This is a genomic window from Chryseobacterium sp. SIMBA_038 (assembly GCF_046535115.1).
Classification (GTDB): Bacteria; Bacteroidota; Bacteroidia; order Flavobacteriales; family Weeksellaceae; genus Chryseobacterium.
Genome location: NZ_JAWRXH010000003.1, coordinates 237,962 through 256,587 on the forward strand (window position 1 = coordinate 237,962; position 18,626 = coordinate 256,587).

Here is an 18,626-nt window from a genome sequence, read left to right on the forward strand (position 1 = left end):
CCGATTAGTACAAAATAAAATTTTGAATATCTTTTATAGTTTTTGTCGATAATATCAAATGAAATTATTTGAGAAGTTCAAAAACCCTTTCAAACTCAAGATCGCGGTTTTCCAGAATGTCCTGATCTTTATATTTAATCAATTCATTCATTCTGATTCCTGTTTGTTGGGTTTGAGAATTATCAGGATAAAAAATTCCGTTTCCGGTAAATTCTAAGATATAATCGCCCGGTAGATTTACTTTCACCATATCTCCGTCTGCACCGGAAGTTTGTTGACCAATTGTCAACGATTGCGGAAAAATTTTCTGCAAACTCATCGAATACCATTCGCTTGCGCTTCGGGTGTCCGGATTAACTAGAATGAAAACTTTTCCTTTGTAATTATGAATCGTTTTCCCCGGAATTGAAGGAAAATAAGTGATGCTCTGATCTTTATAAGTAAAAGTTCCGAGATTTTTTAAATTCGGTTGATAATATTTTCCAAAATAATTTTCGGTAGGAGAGAAGTATTTATACAGATAATGAAAAAAGAACCCGCCCCAATCAGGATATCCTCTCATATCAAAAACTATGGCTTTTTTTTGTGCCGCGTTGCTTAGAATACTATCCATTACGGCATCCATTTTGTCATCATTTACATTATTTATAAAACCTAAAGTCTCATTAACTTTAAAATAAGCAACGTCCTTATGTACAATTTCACGTTTTTCTATTTTCTTGATTTTATCTTGTAAATAATTAAAAATCAGATCATATTTTTCTTTACCAGAAGGATCAATCATATCAATTTTTGTAGAAAATTTCTTATTTTTTGCTGATTTTACTTCTAAAGTCTTTTGTGGAAGATCATCGGTCCAGATCAGATTATTTTCATATTTTGAAAGAAGAAAAATCAATTTTTCATTATTGGAAGTCGATAATAATTCTCCTTTTTCTCTGATGATTTTAGGAATACTTTTGCCATTAACGGAAGTAATTCTGTCTCCGACATTAATCTGAGCTTTCGAACAGATTTCAGGGAAAATAAGTTTTGTTACCAAAATATGATCATCAACAATCTGAAAATCAAATGGCGCAAGATAAATGCCATGGAAAATATCTTTTCTGTAATTCAGTTGTTTGTAAAAGCTGATTGCATGACTGTCCTTAAATTTTGAAACCAGCTTAGCCAATACCATTTCAAAATCTTTTCTTGAAGTTATTTTTGAATTTTCATCTAAAATATTTTTAAAATATTCGTCAAAGCCTTTATCCATAATATATTTATGTGGAAAAAGATAATCCACAATTCCCTGGATTTTTGCCAATGTCAGCAAACGATATTCAGACGGAATATTTTCATTTTTTGGGAACGGATATTTTTTTTCATCATTCACTGATTTTCCATCTTTTAAAAGTTCAAAATTGTATCGATGGTTGTAAATAATATCCAATAAAGCTTTGTTTTCGGAATTTATTTTCCCGTTTTTCTGAAACCATTTGAAACTCTGATTTTTTGTTAAAATATCTTTTGATGTTTCAATTGGAGCCGGAATTGTGAAGTTTTTATTCAAATTTTGTGTTAATTTTCCAATAACAGAATTAAAATCATCTTTTGAACTGAGATTTTTAATTGTAACTAGAAACAAGCTGTCGGCATCAATTTTTCCACTTGCAAGATCAGGATGGTAATATTTAATAAAATTCCATGTTTTGATGAAATCATAATATTGTTCCTTTTGAGCGAAAATAAATTGTTGTAACAGAAAAAAGAATAAAATAAATACCGTCTTTTTCATGATAATAAGTAATTTTTAAAGATAATATTTATGTATCAATAAAAAATAATTATTAAAAAAGTTTTTTTAAACTATGACATCAAAGCTCATAAACAAAGCCGTTTCCGAGGAATCATTGTATAATTTTGTATTAATTCCCGTGAAATGAAAGCCTGCTTTCTGATAAAATTTAATGGCGGAATAATTGGTGTTTTGGGTTTCCAGTTCTACGATTCGGCATTGAAGTTCTCTAGCTTCTCTGTTGATGCTTTTAATGAATAATTTACCAATACTTTGTCCTCTGAATTTTTCACTGACCAACATATTTTCGATAAAAAGACTGTTATTCCATTCTCTGAACTCACAGATAATCCAGCCTATCAATTCGTCATTTTCAAAAGCTCCGAAAGAATGTCCTTGTTCAATAATTTTATTGAGTTCATCAATATCCTCGGAATTTGTTTCCCAGATTTTCTTATAATGTTGATTTTTTTCTCTTATATTAAATTCAAAAGTATTCCCAATTTCAATGCTTGAAACAGCAAAGATTTTATCGGTTTCATAACCATTAAATCCCCAATTGAGTGTTGGGTTGGAGGTGAGTTTTTCTAGTTTTTTGATTTGTATCATTAAAATAAATTGGATTTTAGTTGATAAGCAAGTTGTTTTTATTACATATAAATAAAATCTAAGCTTCAAAATTAATTATAATTTCACATTCCAAAACTTTCAAAACACGTAAATTTGCTCTCAATAAAAATTTACTAGATGCTTAGGAAAATTTCAATTGCGGCGGCTACTTTTCTGTCCGTAATTACAATTAATGCTCAGAAGAATAAAAATTCTCAATTAGAAAGACCAAAATTAGTTGTTGGTCTGGTGGTGGATCAAATGCGTTGGGATTATTTGTATCGTTTTTACAACAAGTTTGGAAACGACGGTTTCAAAAGATTATTGGGTACAGGGTATTCATTAAATAATGTTCATATTCCTTATGTCCCTACGGTTACGGCTTTGGGGCATACTTCTATTTATACGGGTTCGGTTCCGGCGATTCATGGGATTGCAGGAAATGACTGGAATGATAAAGAAACAGGTAAAAATGTATATTGTACAACAGATGAAAGCGTTCAGCCTGTCGGAACTACCAATGCTAAAGTAGGAAGCCATTCTCCAAAAAATCTTTGGTCTACAACGGTGACGGACGAATTAAGATTAGCAACCAACTTTCAAGGAAAAGTGATTGGCGTTTCTTTAAAAGACCGTGCTTCGATTTTGCCTGCCGGTCATACTCCGAATGGTGCTTTTTGGTTTGATGATTCTACAGGAGATTTCATTACAAGTACTTGGTATATGAATGATCTGCCGAAATGGATGAAAGATTTCAATGCGCAGGATTTACCGGGAAAATTAGTTGCAAATGGTTGGAATACTTTGCTTCCGATCAATCAATACACAGAAAGCTCGCCGGATAATTCTTCTTGGGAAGGGCTTTTGGGAAGCGCAAAAACACCGACTTTCCCTTACAGTAATTTAGCAAAAGATTATCAGGAGAGAAAAGATAACATCCGTTATACACCTTTCGGAAATACGCTTACTTTAAAGTTGGCTGAAGCTTCTGTTGAAGGTGAAAAATTAGGAAGTGATGCGATTACTGACTTTTTAGCGATTAATTTAGCTTCGACAGATTATGCGGGACATAAATTCGGACCCAATTCTATTGAGGTGGAAGATGTTTATTTAAGATTAGATCAAGATTTGGCTCAGTTTTTCAGCTATTTGGATTCGAAAGTTGGAAAAGGAGAGTATACGGTTTTCCTTTCTGCTGACCACGGTGGAGCGCATTCTGTAGGATTTTTGAAAGAACATAAACTTCCAACAGGTTTCTTCGGTGAAGGAATGGAAAAAGATATTAATGATAAATTGAAAGCTAAATTCGGGGTTGATAAATTAATCAATGCTGTTGATAATTATCAGGTTTATTTTGATAGAAAATTATTAAAAGATAACAAGATCGAATTGGATGATGTTGTAGATTTTACGGTTAAAGAATTAGAAAAAGATCCTACCGTTTTATATGCAGTTTCTGTAACGAAAGTAGCTCAGTCTTCTATTCCGGAGCCTATTAAACAAAGAATTATTAACGGAATCAATAGACAGAGAAGTGGAGATATTCAATTAATTTCTCATGATTCTATGCTTCCGCCTTATGCAAAAACAGGAACGACACATAGTGTTTGGAATTCTTACGATGCACACATTCCATTAATTTTTATGGGTTGGGGAATTCAGCATGGAGAAAGTAATAAGCCATATTTCATGACGGATATTGCACCTACAGTGTCTTCATTATTAAAAATTCAGTTCCCAAGTGGAAATGTCGGAAATCCGATTACTGAGGTTATCGGAAAATAATTTTAGATTAAATATAAAAGAAAAACTCGCAATTACTGCGAGTTTTTTTTGTGTGGTAAATTGTTGTTATTACTTTTTAATAATTTTAATAGACTTATTACTTCCTGTTTTACTGCCTTTTATATTGACGATATAAAGTCCGGAAGTTTTATCGGATAATTGAACCTTCAATGTTTGATCGGAAGTTGTTGTTTTATAAACTATTTGACCTAAACTATTAATGATTTCTATATCATAATCGTCTTTAACCGAGCCTAAATTAACCGTCAATTCATCTTTTACAGGGTTTGGATAAACACTTTGTTCTTTATCTTCTTTTATTTCAGATGTTGCCAGTGTACAATTAATTGCTCTCCAGGTTTGCACGCCAGAATATTTTATAGATCCGTCAGCTTGTGTACTGCCAACTCTTATTGTATTTGGGTCTGCTATGTAGTTAGATGAAATATTAGATATTGTCATCGTTGGAGTTTGAGTGCCGGAAAACGTAGCATATCCTGGTACGGTAGCTTCCGGATAATCATGCCAGCTTGCACCAGACAAATATTGCCATTTATATGATGTTCCGGTAGTAGTGGTAGAGAATTGTAATGAACCTCCAACGCAGGCAGAAACACCGTCAAAATTTACATTAATGTCAGGAATTCCGTTAGCATAAGAAAAAGGTAGGTAAATGAATTCTACTTCTCCGTTCTCTAGTACAAGTTCTATTTGTAAATTATAGGGTCCGGTGGTGGCTGTAGAAAGTTCACTTACAGGCATACTTACAGAATAAGTATTTCCAATAGGTGCTACAGACCATGCTGTTCTATAATAACCTGCACTGGGAGTTGCATAAGGGTCTTGGTAAATATTTACATCTTTTACAGTTCTATTAGATTCAAAAGTTCCTGATACATTTAGATTTCCACCACTAAAGGATGTATGAATACTTTTAAATCTTGCGGAATGCCCATTATAACGTACGCCTGGAGTATCTGCAAATATTTGAGAATTGTTAAGAATAGCAGCTCCTGCTCGGTTTACAAAAGTAGGAGAAGCTCCCAAAGTACCATGATAAAACATGAGGTTTGTTCCCTGATTCGGATTGTTGGTTTCGGTATTTGTTTCATGGCTATGAGGTAGATTCATTCCGTGCCCTAATTCATGCATCATTCCTCCAAACCAGCCTGTGAATGTATAAGTGTAGGTTCCTAGGTATTGTATGTCGAATTGTGGATAATCGAGAGCATAGCATGTTTTTCCCGTACCATAAAAAGGAACATTTGCTGTAGCTAAATCTGCAGCAGCTGTAATAACAAGGGTATGTTCACTTGTTCTTTGTGATGGGTTGTTTGCAAAGAAACTGTTAATCTCAGCAGTCAGTTGGCTGGCATCATTATAGGGATATGCCGAACTTGGATGTGCTCCCTGAATAAGTATGATCTTAATATTATTTGGATTTGCTACTTCGGTGAAAAGCCCGAAAGTTTTAGAACCGTAGCCATTGCTGATCATATTCTGTTTATAGAAATTTTGTCCCCAAAGCAGAAGAGCACTTAATCTGGATTTATAAGTGATGTCCAGAGTGATGTCATTCGGAACAAAATAAACGACATTCAGATTGTAGGGTCTGGTGGATGAGTAATTAATTCCATTATACGTGTTGGTGTACGTTTGTGCTTTCATAGGGTTTGAAAGAAAGCATAGGCAAATAAGTAAAAATAACCATTTGCAGCAATTGGTAGTTGTGTTTTTCATCGTGTGTAAATTTTATGTTTTAGAATTTTTAATTTACAATTTGTGTTTTGCGAAATTCCGAATTATTTAAATAGTATGCAAGTTAAATTTGTATTAATATTTATAAAAAATTACACAATGTTTATTTAAATTATTTTATTGGTTGTAATAGTGTAAATTAAATCACGGATTGTTGATTATGTTGTAATGTTTTTTTTAAACATTTTCCATTATGATTTAATAAGTCTTTGGATTTCTTTCTGATAATTTCTATTTTGTCTTCTTATTTTCAGGCTTAAATATGAAAATAATGCTATCAAAATAATGCTGAAAGCAACAACTGAAATTGTAAGGTATTTGTAATAATTTTTGATCTCACTGCTTTTTTTTACAGTTTCTTTATTGTGATTATCTATAGAATGATTGATTGAGGTAAGTTCATTCTGCTCTCTTTTGAAGCGCATCTCAAAATACTTTTTATTGTAAGTTTGATACAAATCCGGTCTTCCTGTAGCGAGATAATTTTCAGACATTTCCTTATAAATTCCTTCGTTTAGAACAAGATCGCCTGTATTTTTACAAAGATTTTCTGCTTTTAGTAAAAGATTTAAAGCAGTTTCGTTTTCATGCTTTTGTTTATGCATTTCGGCAAGACCTTTTAATGCAAATGCTTCTAAACTTTTGGCATTGCTTTTTTGAGCATAATTAATAGATTCCAAGAAAGCAGACTTAGCTTTTTCTGTCTGATTAAGATTGATGTAGCAATATCCAATGTTGTAATAAACAACACTCATATTGGCAAATGAGTTTTTTTTAACCTTTACTTTTTCGAAATTTTTGATTGAAATCAGGAATTTTTCAAGGGCAATTTCAGAATTGGACTGGCTTTTATAAATCATTCCGCGAATGGCATAACTTCTGGCTGTTTCAACCAATTTTTCGGGAACATTGTCGGGTAATTTTTCAAGAAGAATATCAGCTTCATTAAGGGTTTCAAGACTTTTGCTGAACAATTCCATCTGTTGATATTGTATCGCCACAGAAACCAAAACGCTGATCTGCATTTTAGAATCATTTGTTTTTTGAGACAATTCTTTAGCTTTTAAAATATATTGAAGCGATTCGTCAAAGTTTCTTTTGGCAATATTTGCAGTCGAAAGAAGTAAATAAATAGTAATAGATTTATTAATATCTTTTTCCTTTTTCAAGAGATTTTTAGCAATATTTATCGCTTTTTCCGGATTATCATAAATTTCCAGACGAGCTTTTTTCATCAGAGAATCATCGGAAATTTTTTGTCCATGAACAGAAATCTGACAAATCAAAAAAGTGAATACAAGTATTTTTAAAACTAATTTCATGATGCTCTGTTTTTACTGATTTCCTGAATATAAACATTGGGAGACATTCCCGTCACAGATTTAAAAACGGTCGTAAACGCGCTGTGGGAGGAGAACCCCGAAAATTCTGCGAGATAACTTACTTTATAATTGAGGTAAGTGCAATCTGTTTTTAATAGATGAGCAATGTGATTGATTCTCAATTCATTAATGTATCCATTGAAGTTTTTTCCTTTGGTAGTATTAATGACTTCGGAAAGGTATTTGGTATTGACTCCCATTTGCGCAGAAAGCATAGAAAGTGACATGTTTTTGTTTAAATATCGATCTGTATGTTCCCATTCTTCCAGTTTTTGCAGAATTTCATCTTCTTTTTCTTTGGAAATTTTATTGGAATCTTTTTCAATAATTTTATCAACAATAATGATAGGTTCTTCCGTTTTTGGAACGGTTATATGAATCGTCTGTTCCCATTTTTTCTGTTTTTCAAAGAAATCGAGTTGCTTTTTCAGGTCTTTATTTCTTCTGGTTGCAATTAAAAAATAGGAAATTAAACTGATGATAATTAATAAGATAATCGATGTTAATGTCCAAAATTTCTTTGATTCATTTTGTTCTTGAAATTCAAGATTTTGACTTTGATGATTTTCAACCAGTTTTACAATATATCGGATTCCTTCTTTGGTGTTGGAATCTAATTTTGTTTTCAGATCAATATAAAGTTTATTGTAATAATGATATTTTTCGTCGTTGTGAAGTGCCAGATAACTTTTAGCTAAAGATTCATAAATTTTAATTTTCAATCCGTCATAAGGAATGTTTTCAATTTTCAATAATCCTTTTTCTAAGTTCTGAATTGATGAATTATAGTCTTCTTTGAGGAAGAAATAACGTGACAAGTTTTCATAAGCAAGTGCGTAGAGAAAAGTGTTATTTTCTTGATTATTAATGTTATAAATTGTTTTTTCAAGCAATTTTCTTGAATCTTCCAATTTATTTTGCCTCATTAAATAAGATGAACGGAAGATTTTATTTTCGGTTCCAATGATCTTGTTTTCTTCATTTTTATCATTGATAAACTGATCACTTTTATCGAGATTTTCTAATGCTGAAACGTAATTTCTATTAATCCCGAAATTAAGAGCCTGAAGTTGATATAATTTTGCAATCGTAATTTTTATCTTTGGATTTTCACTTTTATTAAATAATTTATTGTCAGACAGAAGGTTAGAGATAATTTCCTGAGATTGATTATAAAGATCTAAATTCTGATATTGGTCGGCAAGATTATAATCTCCAAACATCTGCATAAAGTAAGAAAAACTTTCTTTTTCTCCGTTTTCTTTTTGGCTTAAGATGTTCACAGACTGTACGTAATCTCCTTTCATAGCGTATGCTTGGGAGATTATATTTTGCAATACAATTTTGTGTTCAATGCTCTGATCGCTGATGAGAAGACTTTGTGAATAACTGATGCAGTCATCAGGATTTTGGTATAATTTCTGAAAAGCCTTATCCGCTAAAATATTAAAATCCGGGCTCGACTGTCCGTTTACAAAAACTGAAAAGAATAGTAGAATCAACAGCTGAGCATTACTTTTCAGCATTTTTTTGATCAATGGGTTGTTTTTTATAGGTTTTTTTTCAATCTTTTTACGATCTGTCCTCAAAATAAAGTTTTTATATAGGTTTGTTTTTTAGAGATTTAAATATTAAGTTCTTTTAAATTTCACGAATTTTGTAAGTCATTATCTTTTCAATGAGTAAATATAATATTAATATTGTTTCCACCAATTCAAAATAGTAAACCCAAAGAAATATGAAAAATATTTATAAAATTTCAAGGAAAGCATTATTTGCTTGTAGTTTGATTGGATTTTCAGTGGCTGATGCACAGCTCACGGTAATGGCAGCAGGTAATTATACTGTTGGCGGTATTTCTGATAACGGAATCGTAAGTATGCAGACGAGCGGTGGAGATATTTTTAAATGGGACGCCGTAAATGGAATGGTTCAGATCGGATCATTAACCAATGGCTATCCCGCAGCAGGAAGAACGCTTATTTCCGGTGACGGAACAAAGATAGGTTCTACAGCTACAAATGCGGCAACAGGTTTTAATGAAATCTCAAACTATAATGTGGCAACTTCTACCTGGACGAATCAGGGTGGACTTGTTCCTACCGGATGGGACGGAAGTGTAAGCTCAACTTGGGGAATGACACCAAACGGTAATACAATTGTAGGTTTGGGTTGGATTACTGCAGGAAGTGCACATGCTGTAAAATGGAATGCTCAAAGTGGAGTAGTAGATCTCGGAAGCATGATTCCCGGAAGTAGTTCAAGAGCAAATGCCATAAATACAGACGGAACTGTAATCGTTGGCTGGCAAGACGACTTTGACGGAACCAGAAGCGGTGCAAAATGGGTAAACGGAGTAGAAAGTTTTATTAAAGATAGTAATGGCGATAATGTAGGGGAAGCCGGAGGAGTTTCGGCCGACGGAAATACAATTATCGGAACAGGTGATCCAGAACCTTATGTTTGGAACAGTGTGTCCGGACTTACATACATAACACATCCTAATTCCTCCGTCTTCTTCAGAGGTGGTGCGACCGGAATATCAGCTAACGGACAAACAGTGATTGGCTTTTTCAGGCCTTTCCCCGGACCGCCCATGACTGGAGAAGGCTTTATTTGGACTCAGGCAGGAGGACGTGTTAATTTAAATGATTATGCTACATCGGTAGGGGTCAATACACAAGGTGTGACGATGTCTCTTCCGTTGGCAATATCTCAGGACGGGAAAAAAATTGCAGGGATAGGAATGAATTCCTCAAGTCAAATAGTTGCTTTTTATCTTCAGCTTCCGAATGAGGTTCTTGCAACGAATGAAATAGTTAAAAATAAAACGAATGTATCAATTTATCCAAATCCGGTTAAAGATATTCTTTACATAAAAGGAGCTGGTAAAATTGAAAAAGCAGAAATATACAATATGGTCGGTCAAAAAGTAATATCATTAAATTCCGTACAAGATCAGGTTGACGTAGCATCTTTATCTAAAGGGAATTATGTATTACAAATATTTGTGAAAGGGGAAGTTTCGCAGAGTTATAAATTCATAAAAGAGTAAAGTAAGATTAGACACTTAAAAAAACTTGACTGACCAAAAAACTCGCAGCCTCATCCCTGCGAGTTTTGTTTTTTTATTTGATGATCAGAATTTAATTATTTTTGTTCATCGTTTTCATCATTATCTTCTTCTTCTTCTTCTTCGATGTCATCATCGTCGCCTTCATATTGTTCTAGATAATAACTGAAAGTAAAACCTTCCAATTCTTCTTCAGTCTCTTCTAAAGTTGTTAACAGATCTTCAAAGCTTTCAAGCTGATCTACGGTCATGTTCACAAATTCGATGTGAAGAGGCATTTCCAATTCTCCTGTAAGAACATCGGAAAGGGCATCCAAATTATCCCCGAAATGCTCAGGAAGAGTAATTTTTTCTTTTAATTGAGTGTAAAAATCTTCATCGTCACCAATGTCGGTGAAGTCTATATATATTGTCTTCATATCTTTATTATTATTTCTTTAATTTATTTGTCATTGCGAGGAGCGAAGCGACGAAGCAATCTCAAAAACGATTCATTATCTCTTTGATCTCATCCGTTAAATCTTTCCATTCAGGGTTTATAGAATTGATTAAATCTAATTTCTTTTGTCTTGAACCTGCTTTAATTTGTTTTTCTCTAAAAATTGCATCTCCAATTTCTTGAAAAGACTCCCAATAAACTAATTTTTGCAAATTATATTTTGCTGTAAAACTTAATTCATGAAATTTTTCTTTATGTTCTTGGATACGATTAGGCAAATTTGATGTTACTCCAGTATAAAGAGTTGTATTATTTTTATTGGTTATGATATAAATAAAACCTGCTTTCATTTATTTTTTATTGAGATTGCTTCGTCGCTTCGCTCCTCGCAATGACCGTTCTAACTACTGCTTTTCAAAACTTTTATAATGGTTTTTGGTAAGATAAACATCTCCGTTTTTGGTGAAAATAATTCGGTCTGCATTTCTGTTTCCGCAGTTGTAATTTACATCGGCTTCAAAATATTTTTCATCTTTTGGCAGACTTCCTTCTCTGTTGTTGAATTTATCTCCGCCAATTGCTTTTCCGGGCAAAACATCACAGAGGTTTCCTCTTGACGGATCCCAGCCTTGCTTTCTGGCTTCACTTTTTGTGATATAATAATCAGGAAGTCGGTGATTTTGTTTTACATAACTAATGACCGTTTTATCTTTCGTTAACTGATCAATCGGCTGTTGGTTCGAAGAATTATCAACTGAATTTTGATTTTCTGCATTACCATAAGTAACGGTTTCTGTTTTTACAGTATTTGAATTATCTTTTTTATCAGCAATAAAATTATTGTAAATGTACATCGCAGACATTCCAAAAAGAAGTCCGAGACAGATAAAAAATAAAGGCCTTGTTTTACTGTTCATGATTTAATGTCAATTGTCAATTTTACTTCGTAAATGAATCGTCAATTTTTAAAATTCACAATTGACGATTCACCATTCACATTTTATCCTTCTCTCCATTCCTCAGGAATATCGCAAACTGGGATAGGATCCATTTTATGTTTGGCTGCTTTATGCATTGTGTCGAAAATCAAAAATACTTCTTTATCGCGACCTTCATAATCGTCAGCCGTTTTTGTTCCGTATTCTTTTTGAATTTTTTCTAATTCGGGATAGCTTGCTCCGATCTGTTGCTCATCCGTTCTGTCAACATCCCAAAGTCCGTCAGTAGGAATAGCTTCCTGAATATTTTTAACCAGATTTAAAGATTTCGCTAATTTATAAACTTCAGTTTTATAAAGATCAGCGATAGGAGAGACGTCAACACCTCCATCACCATATTTTGTATAAAAACCGATTCCGAAATCTTCTACTTTATTTCCTGTTCCGCATACTAAAAGTCCGTTCAATTGACCGTAATAATACAACGTAAGCATTCTTAAACGAGATCTTGTATTGGCAAAAGCCAATTTCTCATTAGGATAAAGATCATCGTGAACATCGAAACTTTTATATAATTCTTCAAAAGCAGGAGTTAAATTTACAGACATTGTTTCTACATTTGGAAATCTTGATTTCAAATCATTCATGTGTTCCCAAGCGCGGTTTACCTGATCTTCTTTTTGACGAATCGGCATTTCAATTAACAAAGTTTTTAATCCCGTCATTGCTGCCAAAGTAGATACAACTCCGGAATCCACACCTCCGGAAACTCCTAAAACATACCCATTTACCTTTGCTTTTGTAGCATAATCTTTTAACCAGTTTACAATATGATCTGTTACTTTTTGTGTCTGCATTGTTTATATTTTTTTTAGTCTATTCTGAATTTATTAGAATATTTTACTTTGTTACTTGTGTTTTCAATCCGTTTTTGTTCATGTCATTTCCTTTTGAAGCTTCAAATAAAAATGAAATTCCAAAATTAGTGGTTTTTTTGCATCTAAACTTAGGATTTTTGTCTTAAAATCATGATTTTGAAATGTATTCTCAATAATATCTTTACGTTTCGAGGTAGATGATTATTTCTGAATTAAAATTTGACTTTAATAGACTTTATTATTTGATTTATTGTTCTTTTTGTTCATCTAAGAAAATAGTAACATCAGTTTTTAAACCTTTTTTTACGTCCATTTCTTTCATCTTATTTCCTGCTAAATTCAAGGTTTGCATATCTTTATTTAAAGAAATATCCAGTTTTTGAAGTTGATTATGTTCAAGATTTAGTTTTCTTAAATTTTTCAGTGTACTTAGATCAATCGTTTTTAATTTATTTAATGATAAAGTTAACTGATTAATTCTCGGTGCTACTCTGAACATGATATTTTCAATAGCATTATTGTCAAGATATAAAGATGTTAAATTTTGCACATTATCAGCCTCAAATTTAGAAATCTTACAGCCTGTGCAAGAAAATAATTCCAATTTGCTGAGGTTTTTTATTGCTGCATTTGCAATTGCATTATCATCCAAAACGACCATTGTAGCATTTTTGAAATAAACCAGATCATCAGTTGAAGTAATGCCTTTATTCACTAAAAATAAGTTAGTAATTGCTTCTGCTTCAAACTTACTTATTCCTTTATCTTTATTAATATCAAAATTTTCTGCGACCGCTTTTTCGAGGTTTTTATCCTTAAAAGTAAGGTTTTGACCAAAGAAAACGGCAGATGTCAGGCTTAAAATCGTTGTTATAAATATTTTATTTTTCATCATTTGGTTGTGTTTAAATCCGTATTTTTGTAAACTTAAATTTCATGTAAAAATAATGAAGATTTTTAGAACTATTGCACTCTCTTCACTCTTAGTTTTGGCTTTGAATTCTTGTAAGAAAGATGCTCAGAACCAATGGAATGTGGAAGTCAAAAACCCTGCCGAAAAAGTTGAAATTACTGATATTTCGAAACAATTTTATGATCCGAATGTAAGTTTAGATCAGTTTAAAGCTCAATTTCCTTGGTTTCAGGGAACGGTCTCTGATGCAGATTTCGGAAAAAGAAGAACCGACGCCGGAGAAGTAAAATTGTATAAAGAAGCAATCGGTAAAATCGACCAGAATAAGCTTCAGAAAGAGCTTCAGGAATTGTTTTCTCATATTAAATATTATTTTCCTCAATTCAAAAGTCCGAAAGTGTTTTTGTTTTCATCGGCTTTACAAATGATTCAGGATCCTATTTTTTATGATGATAAAGGAAACCTTCTGTTCATAGATGTTACAGGTTTTATGGGAGACGGAAATCCTAATTATAAAGGATTGGAACTGTATTTCCAGAAATCAATGAATCCTCAGAATATTGTACCTAAAGTTTCACAGATTTTTGCTGAAAATGTGGTTAAAGAATCGCCTGATCACCAAAAATTTATTGATCAGATCATTCTTAATGGAAAAATAATGATGGTTCAGGATGCATTTTTACCGAATTTTCCTGACTATCTGAAAATGAATTATACCAAAAAACAATATGACTGGACAGTAACAAATGAAGCTAATATTTGGAATTATTTTGTTGAAAATAACCTGATTTTTGGGGACGATCACAGATTGGTAGAGCGTTTTATTGCTCCGGGACCATTCTCCAAATTTTACACAGAAATAGACAATGAATCTTCACCACAAGTCGGAATTTTCGCAGGATGGCAGGTTTGTAGAGCTTATTTTAAAGAAAAACCTGATACAAAACTTGTAGATTTTCTGAAAATGGATGCTACAACGATTTTTAATCAATCAGGATATAAGCCGAAAGTTAAATAAGGCTGGGAAGTTAGAAGTTAGAAGTTAGAAGTTAGAAGTTAGAAGTTGCGCTAAAAGCCAACAGTAAAAAATAGAATTATTAGAAATATATAGAAAGTTATGAGAAAGACTCAAATTACGATAGACGTTGAATTAGATGAAAACCACATTCCTGAAGTAATTACTTGGAATGCAGAAGATGGAGGTGTTGAAAAAGAAGACACGAAAGCAACGATGATTTCCGTTTGGGATGATAAAAAAATGGAGGCATTAAGAATTGATCTTTGGACAAAAGAAATGCCTGTTGATCAAATGAAAATGTTTATCCACCAAATTTTAGTTTCTCTTGGAAGTACGTACCAAAGAGCAACAGGAGAGGACGATGTAGCACAATGGATCGAGCAGATCGCAGAAGAATTTGCTGTAAAGTCTGCAATAAAAATGTAAAAAGCGATAAGCTGTAGGCAGTAAGCGGTAAGCTTTTTGCGTACAGATTAAGCTAAAAATATTAATAAACATTAAGTTTTAGCAGAAAGGATTAAAGCCTATTGCCTAAAGCTTAAAGCCTAAAGCAAAAAAGTATGAATTTTAATACAAAAGTTATTCACGGAGGGCAACATCACGAATCTGCAACGGGTTCTGTGAATGTTCCTGTATTTTTGACATCTACATTCGCACAAAAAAGTCCTGGAGTACATTCAGGTTATGAATATTCAAGAGCGGCAAACCCTACAAGACAGGCGTTGGAAGACTCTTTGGCAAGCATTGAAAACGGAGCAAGAGGTCTTGCTTTCGGTTCTGGTTTGGCGGCAATCGACTGTGTTTTAAAATTATTAAATCCAGGCGATGAGGTTGTTGCAGTAGATGATTTGTATGGCGGAACGTACAGAATGTTTACCAGACTTTTTGAAAAATATCAATTGAAATTTACGTTCGTGAATTTTGATGATGCTTCAAAAATCGCTGACGTTATTACAGATAAAACAAAACTAATCTGGATTGAAACACCAACGAATCCATTGATGAAATTGGTTGATATTAAGGCTGTTGTAGAAATTGCAAAAGGAAAAAATATCCTAGTTGCTGTTGATAATACTTTCGCGACACCTTATTTACAGCGACCAATTGATTTGGGTGCTGATATCGTAATGCATTCTGCAACGAAATATTTAGGGGGTCACTCTGATGTTATTGCCGGAGCTTTGGTTGCAAAAGATGCTGAATTGGGAGATCAACTTCACTTCATCCAGTTTGCAAGTGGTGGAATTTTAGGACCACACGATTCTTATTTGGTGTTGAGAGGGATTAAAACATTGGCATTGAGGGTTCAAAGACATTCAGAAAACGGAATGGCAGTGGCGAAATACCTTGAATCTCACCCTGCAGTAGATAAAGTAATTTATCCGGGATTGGAATCTCACCCACAATATGAATTGGCAAAAGCTCAAATGAAAGATTTTGGAGGAATGGTTTCTTTCACTTTCAAATCTGGTAAAAAAGAAGATGCGGTTAAGTTTTTAGAGAAAGTAAGAGTTTTCACGTTAGCAGAATCTCTTGGTGGAGTAGAATCTCTTGCCAATCACCCTGCGTTGATGACTCACGCTTCTATTCCTGCTGAAAAACGTGCTGAACTTGGGATTACCGATGATTTAGTTCGTTTAAGCGTTGGAATTGAAGATGCAGAAGATCTTATTGCAGATTTAGAAAAAGCTTTTTCTTAATAAAGTTTTTTACCACAAAAGACACAAAATAAATTATTAAGTTTAAGCATATTTAATTTAAAAGCTCACAAAACAGAAAAATCAAAGATTTTCAAAAACTTAAGTGTATTTTTATGGAGAGTAATAATGAACTTTAAAATACTTAAGTGTAAAAGCTTTTGTGTCTTTTGTGGTTAATAAAAAAATAAAGTATAATGAGAAAAATCCAGATTTTAGTTCTATTAATTTTAAGTCAAATTGCATATTCTCAGGTGAAAACCACCGATGAATTATACAAGACGGCAAAGAAATTAGACAGTTTGATATTCAATATCGGATTTAATAAATGCGATCTTTCTCATTATCCTTCTATCGTGAGTGATGATTTAGAATTTTACCACGACAAAGGCGGAATTACTTCAGGTGAAAAAGCTTTCACTGCTTCTATCAAAAATAATATTTGTGGTAATCCGAATAAGGTGAAACGTGAATTGGTTCCTAACAGTATGAAAGTTTATCCTTTATACAACAATAATGTTTTGTATGCTTTCATTGAGGAAGGTGAACATGATTTCGCTGAATTGAATAATGGAAAATGGAAGAAAGGAAGCCGTGCAAAATTCACTATTTTATGGATTTTGGATGGTAAAGACTGGAAAATGAAAAGAGTTTTAAGCTACGACCATCATTTATAATTAGCATGAAAAATACAAGAAAAGCTACCATTCAGGATTTGCCTCAATTGACTGAATTATTTGATCAATATAGAGTTTTTTATCATAAAGAATCTGATATTCCTGCCGCTGAAAATTTTCTGAACGAAAGAATCGAAAATAAAGATTCCGAAATTTTTGTTGCTGAAGAAAATGGAAATTTAATTGGCTTTGTTCAGTTATTTCCAATATTTTCCTCAACAAGAATGCAACGATATTGGCTGTTGAATGATTTATATGTCAACGAAAACCACCGTGGAAAAGGCTTCTCAAAAGAATTAATTGAAGAAGCTAAACAATTGGCGAAATCTACTGATGCCTGCGGAGTTTTGCTGGAAACAGGGAAATCTAACGACATCGGAAATCAATTGTACCCGGCTTGCGGTTTCAAATTGTATGATTCTGTTAACTTCTATGAATGGACGAACAATTCATAAATGATCATTGATAAATTATAAATGATTAAAGTAAGATCGTCATCAATTATCGCTTATCATTTATCAATTATATTACTTATTACCCATATTAACATGACTGATTTTCAAAAATACGTTCAGAGATATTTAGACAATATTCCATCCGAAGATTGGTTGGGAGAATTGAAAATTTCCGGAGAAAAAACGATAAATATTTATTCAAAACTTTCAGAAGAACAATCTCTTTTTGCTTACGATGAAGGAAAATGGACTTTGAAAGAATTGCTTCTCCATTTATCAGACACAGAAAGAATTTTTCAATATCGAATTTTAGCATTTGCAAGAGGAGATAAAAATGAACTTCCGGGCTTTGATGAAGAATTGTATGCTAACAATTCTTTTGCTAACGAAAGAACTTTAGAATCTTTGCTGGAAGAATATAAACTGATCAGAAAATCTTCTCAAATTTTATTGGAAACATTAAATCCATCAGTTTTAAATAATATCGGAACTGCCAATGGAAACGAAATTTCTGTAGAAACTATCGGTAAATTAATTGTTGGACATAATATTCATCATTTGAATATTATTGAGGAAAGGTATTTGCCGAAGTTGTGATTTTATAAAATATTATAAATATATCAATAGGAACGGGCTTTAGCCCGTTTTTTTATGACAGAAAATCAATTGGCTTTAGCCAAAATTTAAAATGAATTCTTATTTTTGGCAAAACAACACAAATGCCATTCATTAAAATTTATGTACACCTTGTCTTTTCAACAAGAAATAGAATTCCTTATTTAGACAAGCCAGAGTTAAGAGTAAAAGTTTGGAAACATATTAAAGAAAATGCTTCAGAAAAAGGTATTTATTTAGATATGATTAATGGTTATTTTGATCATTGCCATTGTCTGATTTCTTTAGGATCAAATCAAAATTTAGAAAAAATTGTACAACTAATAAAAGGAGAATCTTCCAATTGGATTAATAAAAATCAATTGACAAAAGAAAAATTTTCATGGCAAGATGAATACTTTGCGGTATCAGTTTCAGAATCGATGATTGATTCTGTAAGAAATTATATTAAAAATCAGGAAAAGCACCACCACAAGAAAACGTTTTCGGAAGAATATCAGGAATTTATGGATAGATACAAATTTGTAATTTAAGTTTTGGCTAAAGCCAAATGATTTTATCTTTTAGTTGAATGGGCTAAAGCCCATTCCTATTGAATAGAGCGTTTTA

Annotated in this window: 19 protein-coding genes; 9 read left to right on the forward strand and 10 right to left on the reverse strand. The window is 32.6% G+C overall.

Translation table 11 applies throughout. The features are described 5' to 3' along the window. Positions 1-64 precede the first annotated feature (64 nt). Together SB689_RS12035 and SB689_RS12040 are read right to left on the reverse strand one after the other, a co-directional pair. A complete protein-coding gene (locus SB689_RS12035; RefSeq protein ID WP_410692386.1) occupies positions 65-1,780 on the reverse strand; it encodes a S41 family peptidase in 1,716 nt (571 codons plus the stop codon). A 66-nt stretch (positions 1,781-1,846) separates the two neighbouring features. After that, positions 1,847-2,389, reverse strand: a complete 543-nt coding sequence (locus SB689_RS12040; protein ID WP_410692387.1) for a GNAT family N-acetyltransferase — start codon at positions 2,387-2,389, stop codon at positions 1,847-1,849. 138 nt (positions 2,390-2,527) lie between these two features. On the opposite strand from SB689_RS12040, the gene pafA reads away from it, so the two are divergent. Continuing rightward, positions 2,528-4,174: an alkaline phosphatase PafA gene (gene pafA, locus SB689_RS12045; RefSeq protein ID WP_410692388.1), complete on the forward strand. Its 1,647-nt coding sequence runs from the start codon at positions 2,528-2,530 to the stop codon at positions 4,172-4,174. A 69-nt stretch (positions 4,175-4,243) separates the two neighbouring features. Here the strand turns inward: pafA and SB689_RS12050 are convergent, their stop codons facing one another. The 3 genes from SB689_RS12050 to SB689_RS12060 form a co-directional block, all read right to left on the reverse strand. After that, on the reverse strand, positions 4,244-5,842 hold the full coding sequence (locus SB689_RS12050) for a T9SS type A sorting domain-containing protein (RefSeq protein ID WP_410692389.1): 1,599 nt from the start codon (positions 5,840-5,842) through the stop codon (positions 4,244-4,246). Positions 5,843-6,123: 281 nt separating this feature from the next. After that, entirely contained in the window at positions 6,124-7,254 is a 1,131-nt protein-coding gene (locus SB689_RS12055) for a tetratricopeptide repeat protein (protein WP_410692390.1), read from the reverse strand. Continuing rightward, on the reverse strand, positions 7,251-8,840 hold the full coding sequence (locus SB689_RS12060; protein ID WP_410692391.1) for a helix-turn-helix domain-containing protein: 1,590 nt from the start codon (positions 8,838-8,840) through the stop codon (positions 7,251-7,253). Before SB689_RS12060 ends, SB689_RS12055 begins: the two co-directional genes overlap by 4 nt. A 212-nt stretch (positions 8,841-9,052) precedes the next feature. Here SB689_RS12060 and SB689_RS12065 point away from each other — a divergent pair, with 212 nt between their 5' ends. Next, positions 9,053-10,369 carry a T9SS type A sorting domain-containing protein gene (locus SB689_RS12065; protein ID WP_410692392.1) on the forward strand — a complete coding sequence of 439 codons (1,317 nt, stop codon included), beginning with the start codon at positions 9,053-9,055 and terminating at the stop codon, positions 10,367-10,369. Positions 10,370-10,464: 95 nt separating this feature from the next. On the opposite strand, the gene SB689_RS12070 is transcribed toward SB689_RS12065, so the two are convergent. The 5 genes from SB689_RS12070 to SB689_RS12090 all read right to left on the reverse strand — a co-directional run bounded on the left by SB689_RS12070 (position 10,465) and on the right by SB689_RS12090 (position 13,537). Then, complete coding sequence (locus tag SB689_RS12070; protein ID WP_410692393.1) at positions 10,465-10,806, reverse strand: barstar family protein; 342 nt, start codon at positions 10,804-10,806, stop codon at positions 10,465-10,467. A gap of 61 nt (positions 10,807-10,867) precedes the next feature. Then, complete coding sequence (locus SB689_RS12075) at positions 10,868-11,176, reverse strand: GIY-YIG nuclease family protein (protein ID WP_410692394.1); 309 nt, start codon at positions 11,174-11,176, stop codon at positions 10,868-10,870. 54 nt (positions 11,177-11,230) lie between these two features. Then, on the reverse strand, positions 11,231-11,743 hold the full coding sequence (locus tag SB689_RS12080) for a ribonuclease domain-containing protein (protein WP_410692395.1): 513 nt from the start codon (positions 11,741-11,743) through the stop codon (positions 11,231-11,233). 83 nt (positions 11,744-11,826) lie between these two features. After that, the gene (gene nadE, locus SB689_RS12085; RefSeq protein WP_410692396.1) at positions 11,827-12,621 is read right to left on the reverse strand and encodes an NAD(+) synthase; all 795 of its coding nucleotides are present in this window, start codon (positions 12,619-12,621) and stop codon (positions 11,827-11,829) included. 268 nt (positions 12,622-12,889) lie between these two features. Next, a complete protein-coding gene (locus SB689_RS12090; RefSeq protein ID WP_410692397.1) occupies positions 12,890-13,537 on the reverse strand; it encodes a leucine-rich repeat domain-containing protein in 648 nt (215 codons plus the stop codon). A gap of 52 nt (positions 13,538-13,589) precedes the next feature. Here SB689_RS12090 and SB689_RS12095 point away from each other — a divergent pair, with 52 nt between their 5' ends. The 7 genes from SB689_RS12095 to tnpA all read left to right on the forward strand — a co-directional run bounded on the left by SB689_RS12095 (position 13,590) and on the right by tnpA (position 18,550). Further along, a complete protein-coding gene (locus SB689_RS12095) occupies positions 13,590-14,573 on the forward strand; it encodes a gliding motility protein GldB (protein ID WP_410692398.1) in 984 nt (327 codons plus the stop codon). Between the two features lie 99 nt (positions 14,574-14,672). Beyond that, positions 14,673-14,999: a gliding motility protein GldC gene (gldC, locus tag SB689_RS12100; protein WP_410692399.1), complete on the forward strand. Its 327-nt coding sequence runs from the start codon at positions 14,673-14,675 to the stop codon at positions 14,997-14,999. Positions 15,000-15,133: 134 nt separating this feature from the next. Next, entirely contained in the window at positions 15,134-16,273 is a 1,140-nt protein-coding gene (locus SB689_RS12105) for a cystathionine gamma-synthase (RefSeq protein ID WP_072408265.1), read from the forward strand. Positions 16,274-16,467: 194 nt separating this feature from the next. Then, positions 16,468-16,947 carry a nuclear transport factor 2 family protein gene (locus SB689_RS12110; protein WP_410692400.1) on the forward strand — a complete coding sequence of 160 codons (480 nt, stop codon included), beginning with the start codon at positions 16,468-16,470 and terminating at the stop codon, positions 16,945-16,947. Positions 16,948-16,952: 5 nt separating this feature from the next. Beyond that, complete coding sequence (locus SB689_RS12115; protein ID WP_410692401.1) at positions 16,953-17,402, forward strand: GNAT family N-acetyltransferase; 450 nt, start codon at positions 16,953-16,955, stop codon at positions 17,400-17,402. Positions 17,403-17,423: 21 nt separating this feature from the next. After that, positions 17,424-17,999, forward strand: coding sequence for a DinB family protein (locus SB689_RS12120; RefSeq protein WP_410692402.1), 576 nt, complete (start codon positions 17,424-17,426; stop codon positions 17,997-17,999). Between the two features lie 122 nt (positions 18,000-18,121). Next, positions 18,122-18,550, forward strand: a complete 429-nt coding sequence (gene tnpA, locus SB689_RS12125; RefSeq protein WP_410692403.1) for an IS200/IS605 family transposase — start codon at positions 18,122-18,124, stop codon at positions 18,548-18,550. Positions 18,551-18,626: the final 76 nt, after the last annotated feature.

Excerpts from the sequence above, each read along its gene's own strand:
- gldC (WP_410692399.1), top strand. The coding sequence starts at position 14,673 with ATGAGAAAGACTCAAATTACGATAGACGTTGAATTAGATGAAAACCAC.
- SB689_RS12075 (WP_410692394.1), bottom strand. The coding sequence starts at position 11,176 with ATGAAAGCAGGTTTTATTTATATCATAACCAATAAAAATAATACAACT.
- SB689_RS12110 (WP_410692400.1), top strand. The coding sequence starts at position 16,468 with ATGAGAAAAATCCAGATTTTAGTTCTATTAATTTTAAGTCAAATTGCA.
- SB689_RS12050 (WP_410692389.1), bottom strand. The coding sequence starts at position 5,842 with ATGAAAGCACAAACGTACACCAACACGTATAATGGAATTAATTACTCA.
- SB689_RS12090 (WP_410692397.1), bottom strand. The coding sequence starts at position 13,537 with ATGATGAAAAATAAAATATTTATAACAACGATTTTAAGCCTGACATCT.
- SB689_RS12035 (WP_410692386.1), bottom strand. The coding sequence starts at position 1,780 with ATGAAAAAGACGGTATTTATTTTATTCTTTTTTCTGTTACAACAATTT.
- SB689_RS12060 (WP_410692391.1), bottom strand. The coding sequence starts at position 8,840 with ATGCTGAAAAGTAATGCTCAGCTGTTGATTCTACTATTCTTTTCAGTT.
- SB689_RS12040 (WP_410692387.1), bottom strand. The coding sequence starts at position 2,389 with ATGATACAAATCAAAAAACTAGAAAAACTCACCTCCAACCCAACACTC.
- SB689_RS12065 (WP_410692392.1), top strand. The coding sequence starts at position 9,053 with ATGAAAAATATTTATAAAATTTCAAGGAAAGCATTATTTGCTTGTAGT.
- SB689_RS12080 (WP_410692395.1), bottom strand. The coding sequence starts at position 11,743 with ATGAACAGTAAAACAAGGCCTTTATTTTTTATCTGTCTCGGACTTCTT.
- nadE (WP_410692396.1), bottom strand. The coding sequence starts at position 12,621 with ATGCAGACACAAAAAGTAACAGATCATATTGTAAACTGGTTAAAAGAT.
- pafA (WP_410692388.1), top strand. The coding sequence starts at position 2,528 with ATGCTTAGGAAAATTTCAATTGCGGCGGCTACTTTTCTGTCCGTAATT.
- tnpA (WP_410692403.1), top strand. The coding sequence starts at position 18,122 with ATGCCATTCATTAAAATTTATGTACACCTTGTCTTTTCAACAAGAAAT.
- SB689_RS12120 (WP_410692402.1), top strand. The coding sequence starts at position 17,424 with ATGATTAAAGTAAGATCGTCATCAATTATCGCTTATCATTTATCAATT.
- SB689_RS12115 (WP_410692401.1), top strand. The coding sequence starts at position 16,953 with ATGAAAAATACAAGAAAAGCTACCATTCAGGATTTGCCTCAATTGACT.
- SB689_RS12055 (WP_410692390.1), bottom strand. The coding sequence starts at position 7,254 with ATGAAATTAGTTTTAAAAATACTTGTATTCACTTTTTTGATTTGTCAG.
- SB689_RS12105 (WP_072408265.1), top strand. The coding sequence starts at position 15,134 with ATGAATTTTAATACAAAAGTTATTCACGGAGGGCAACATCACGAATCT.
- SB689_RS12095 (WP_410692398.1), top strand. The coding sequence starts at position 13,590 with ATGAAGATTTTTAGAACTATTGCACTCTCTTCACTCTTAGTTTTGGCT.
- SB689_RS12070 (WP_410692393.1), bottom strand. The coding sequence starts at position 10,806 with ATGAAGACAATATATATAGACTTCACCGACATTGGTGACGATGAAGAT.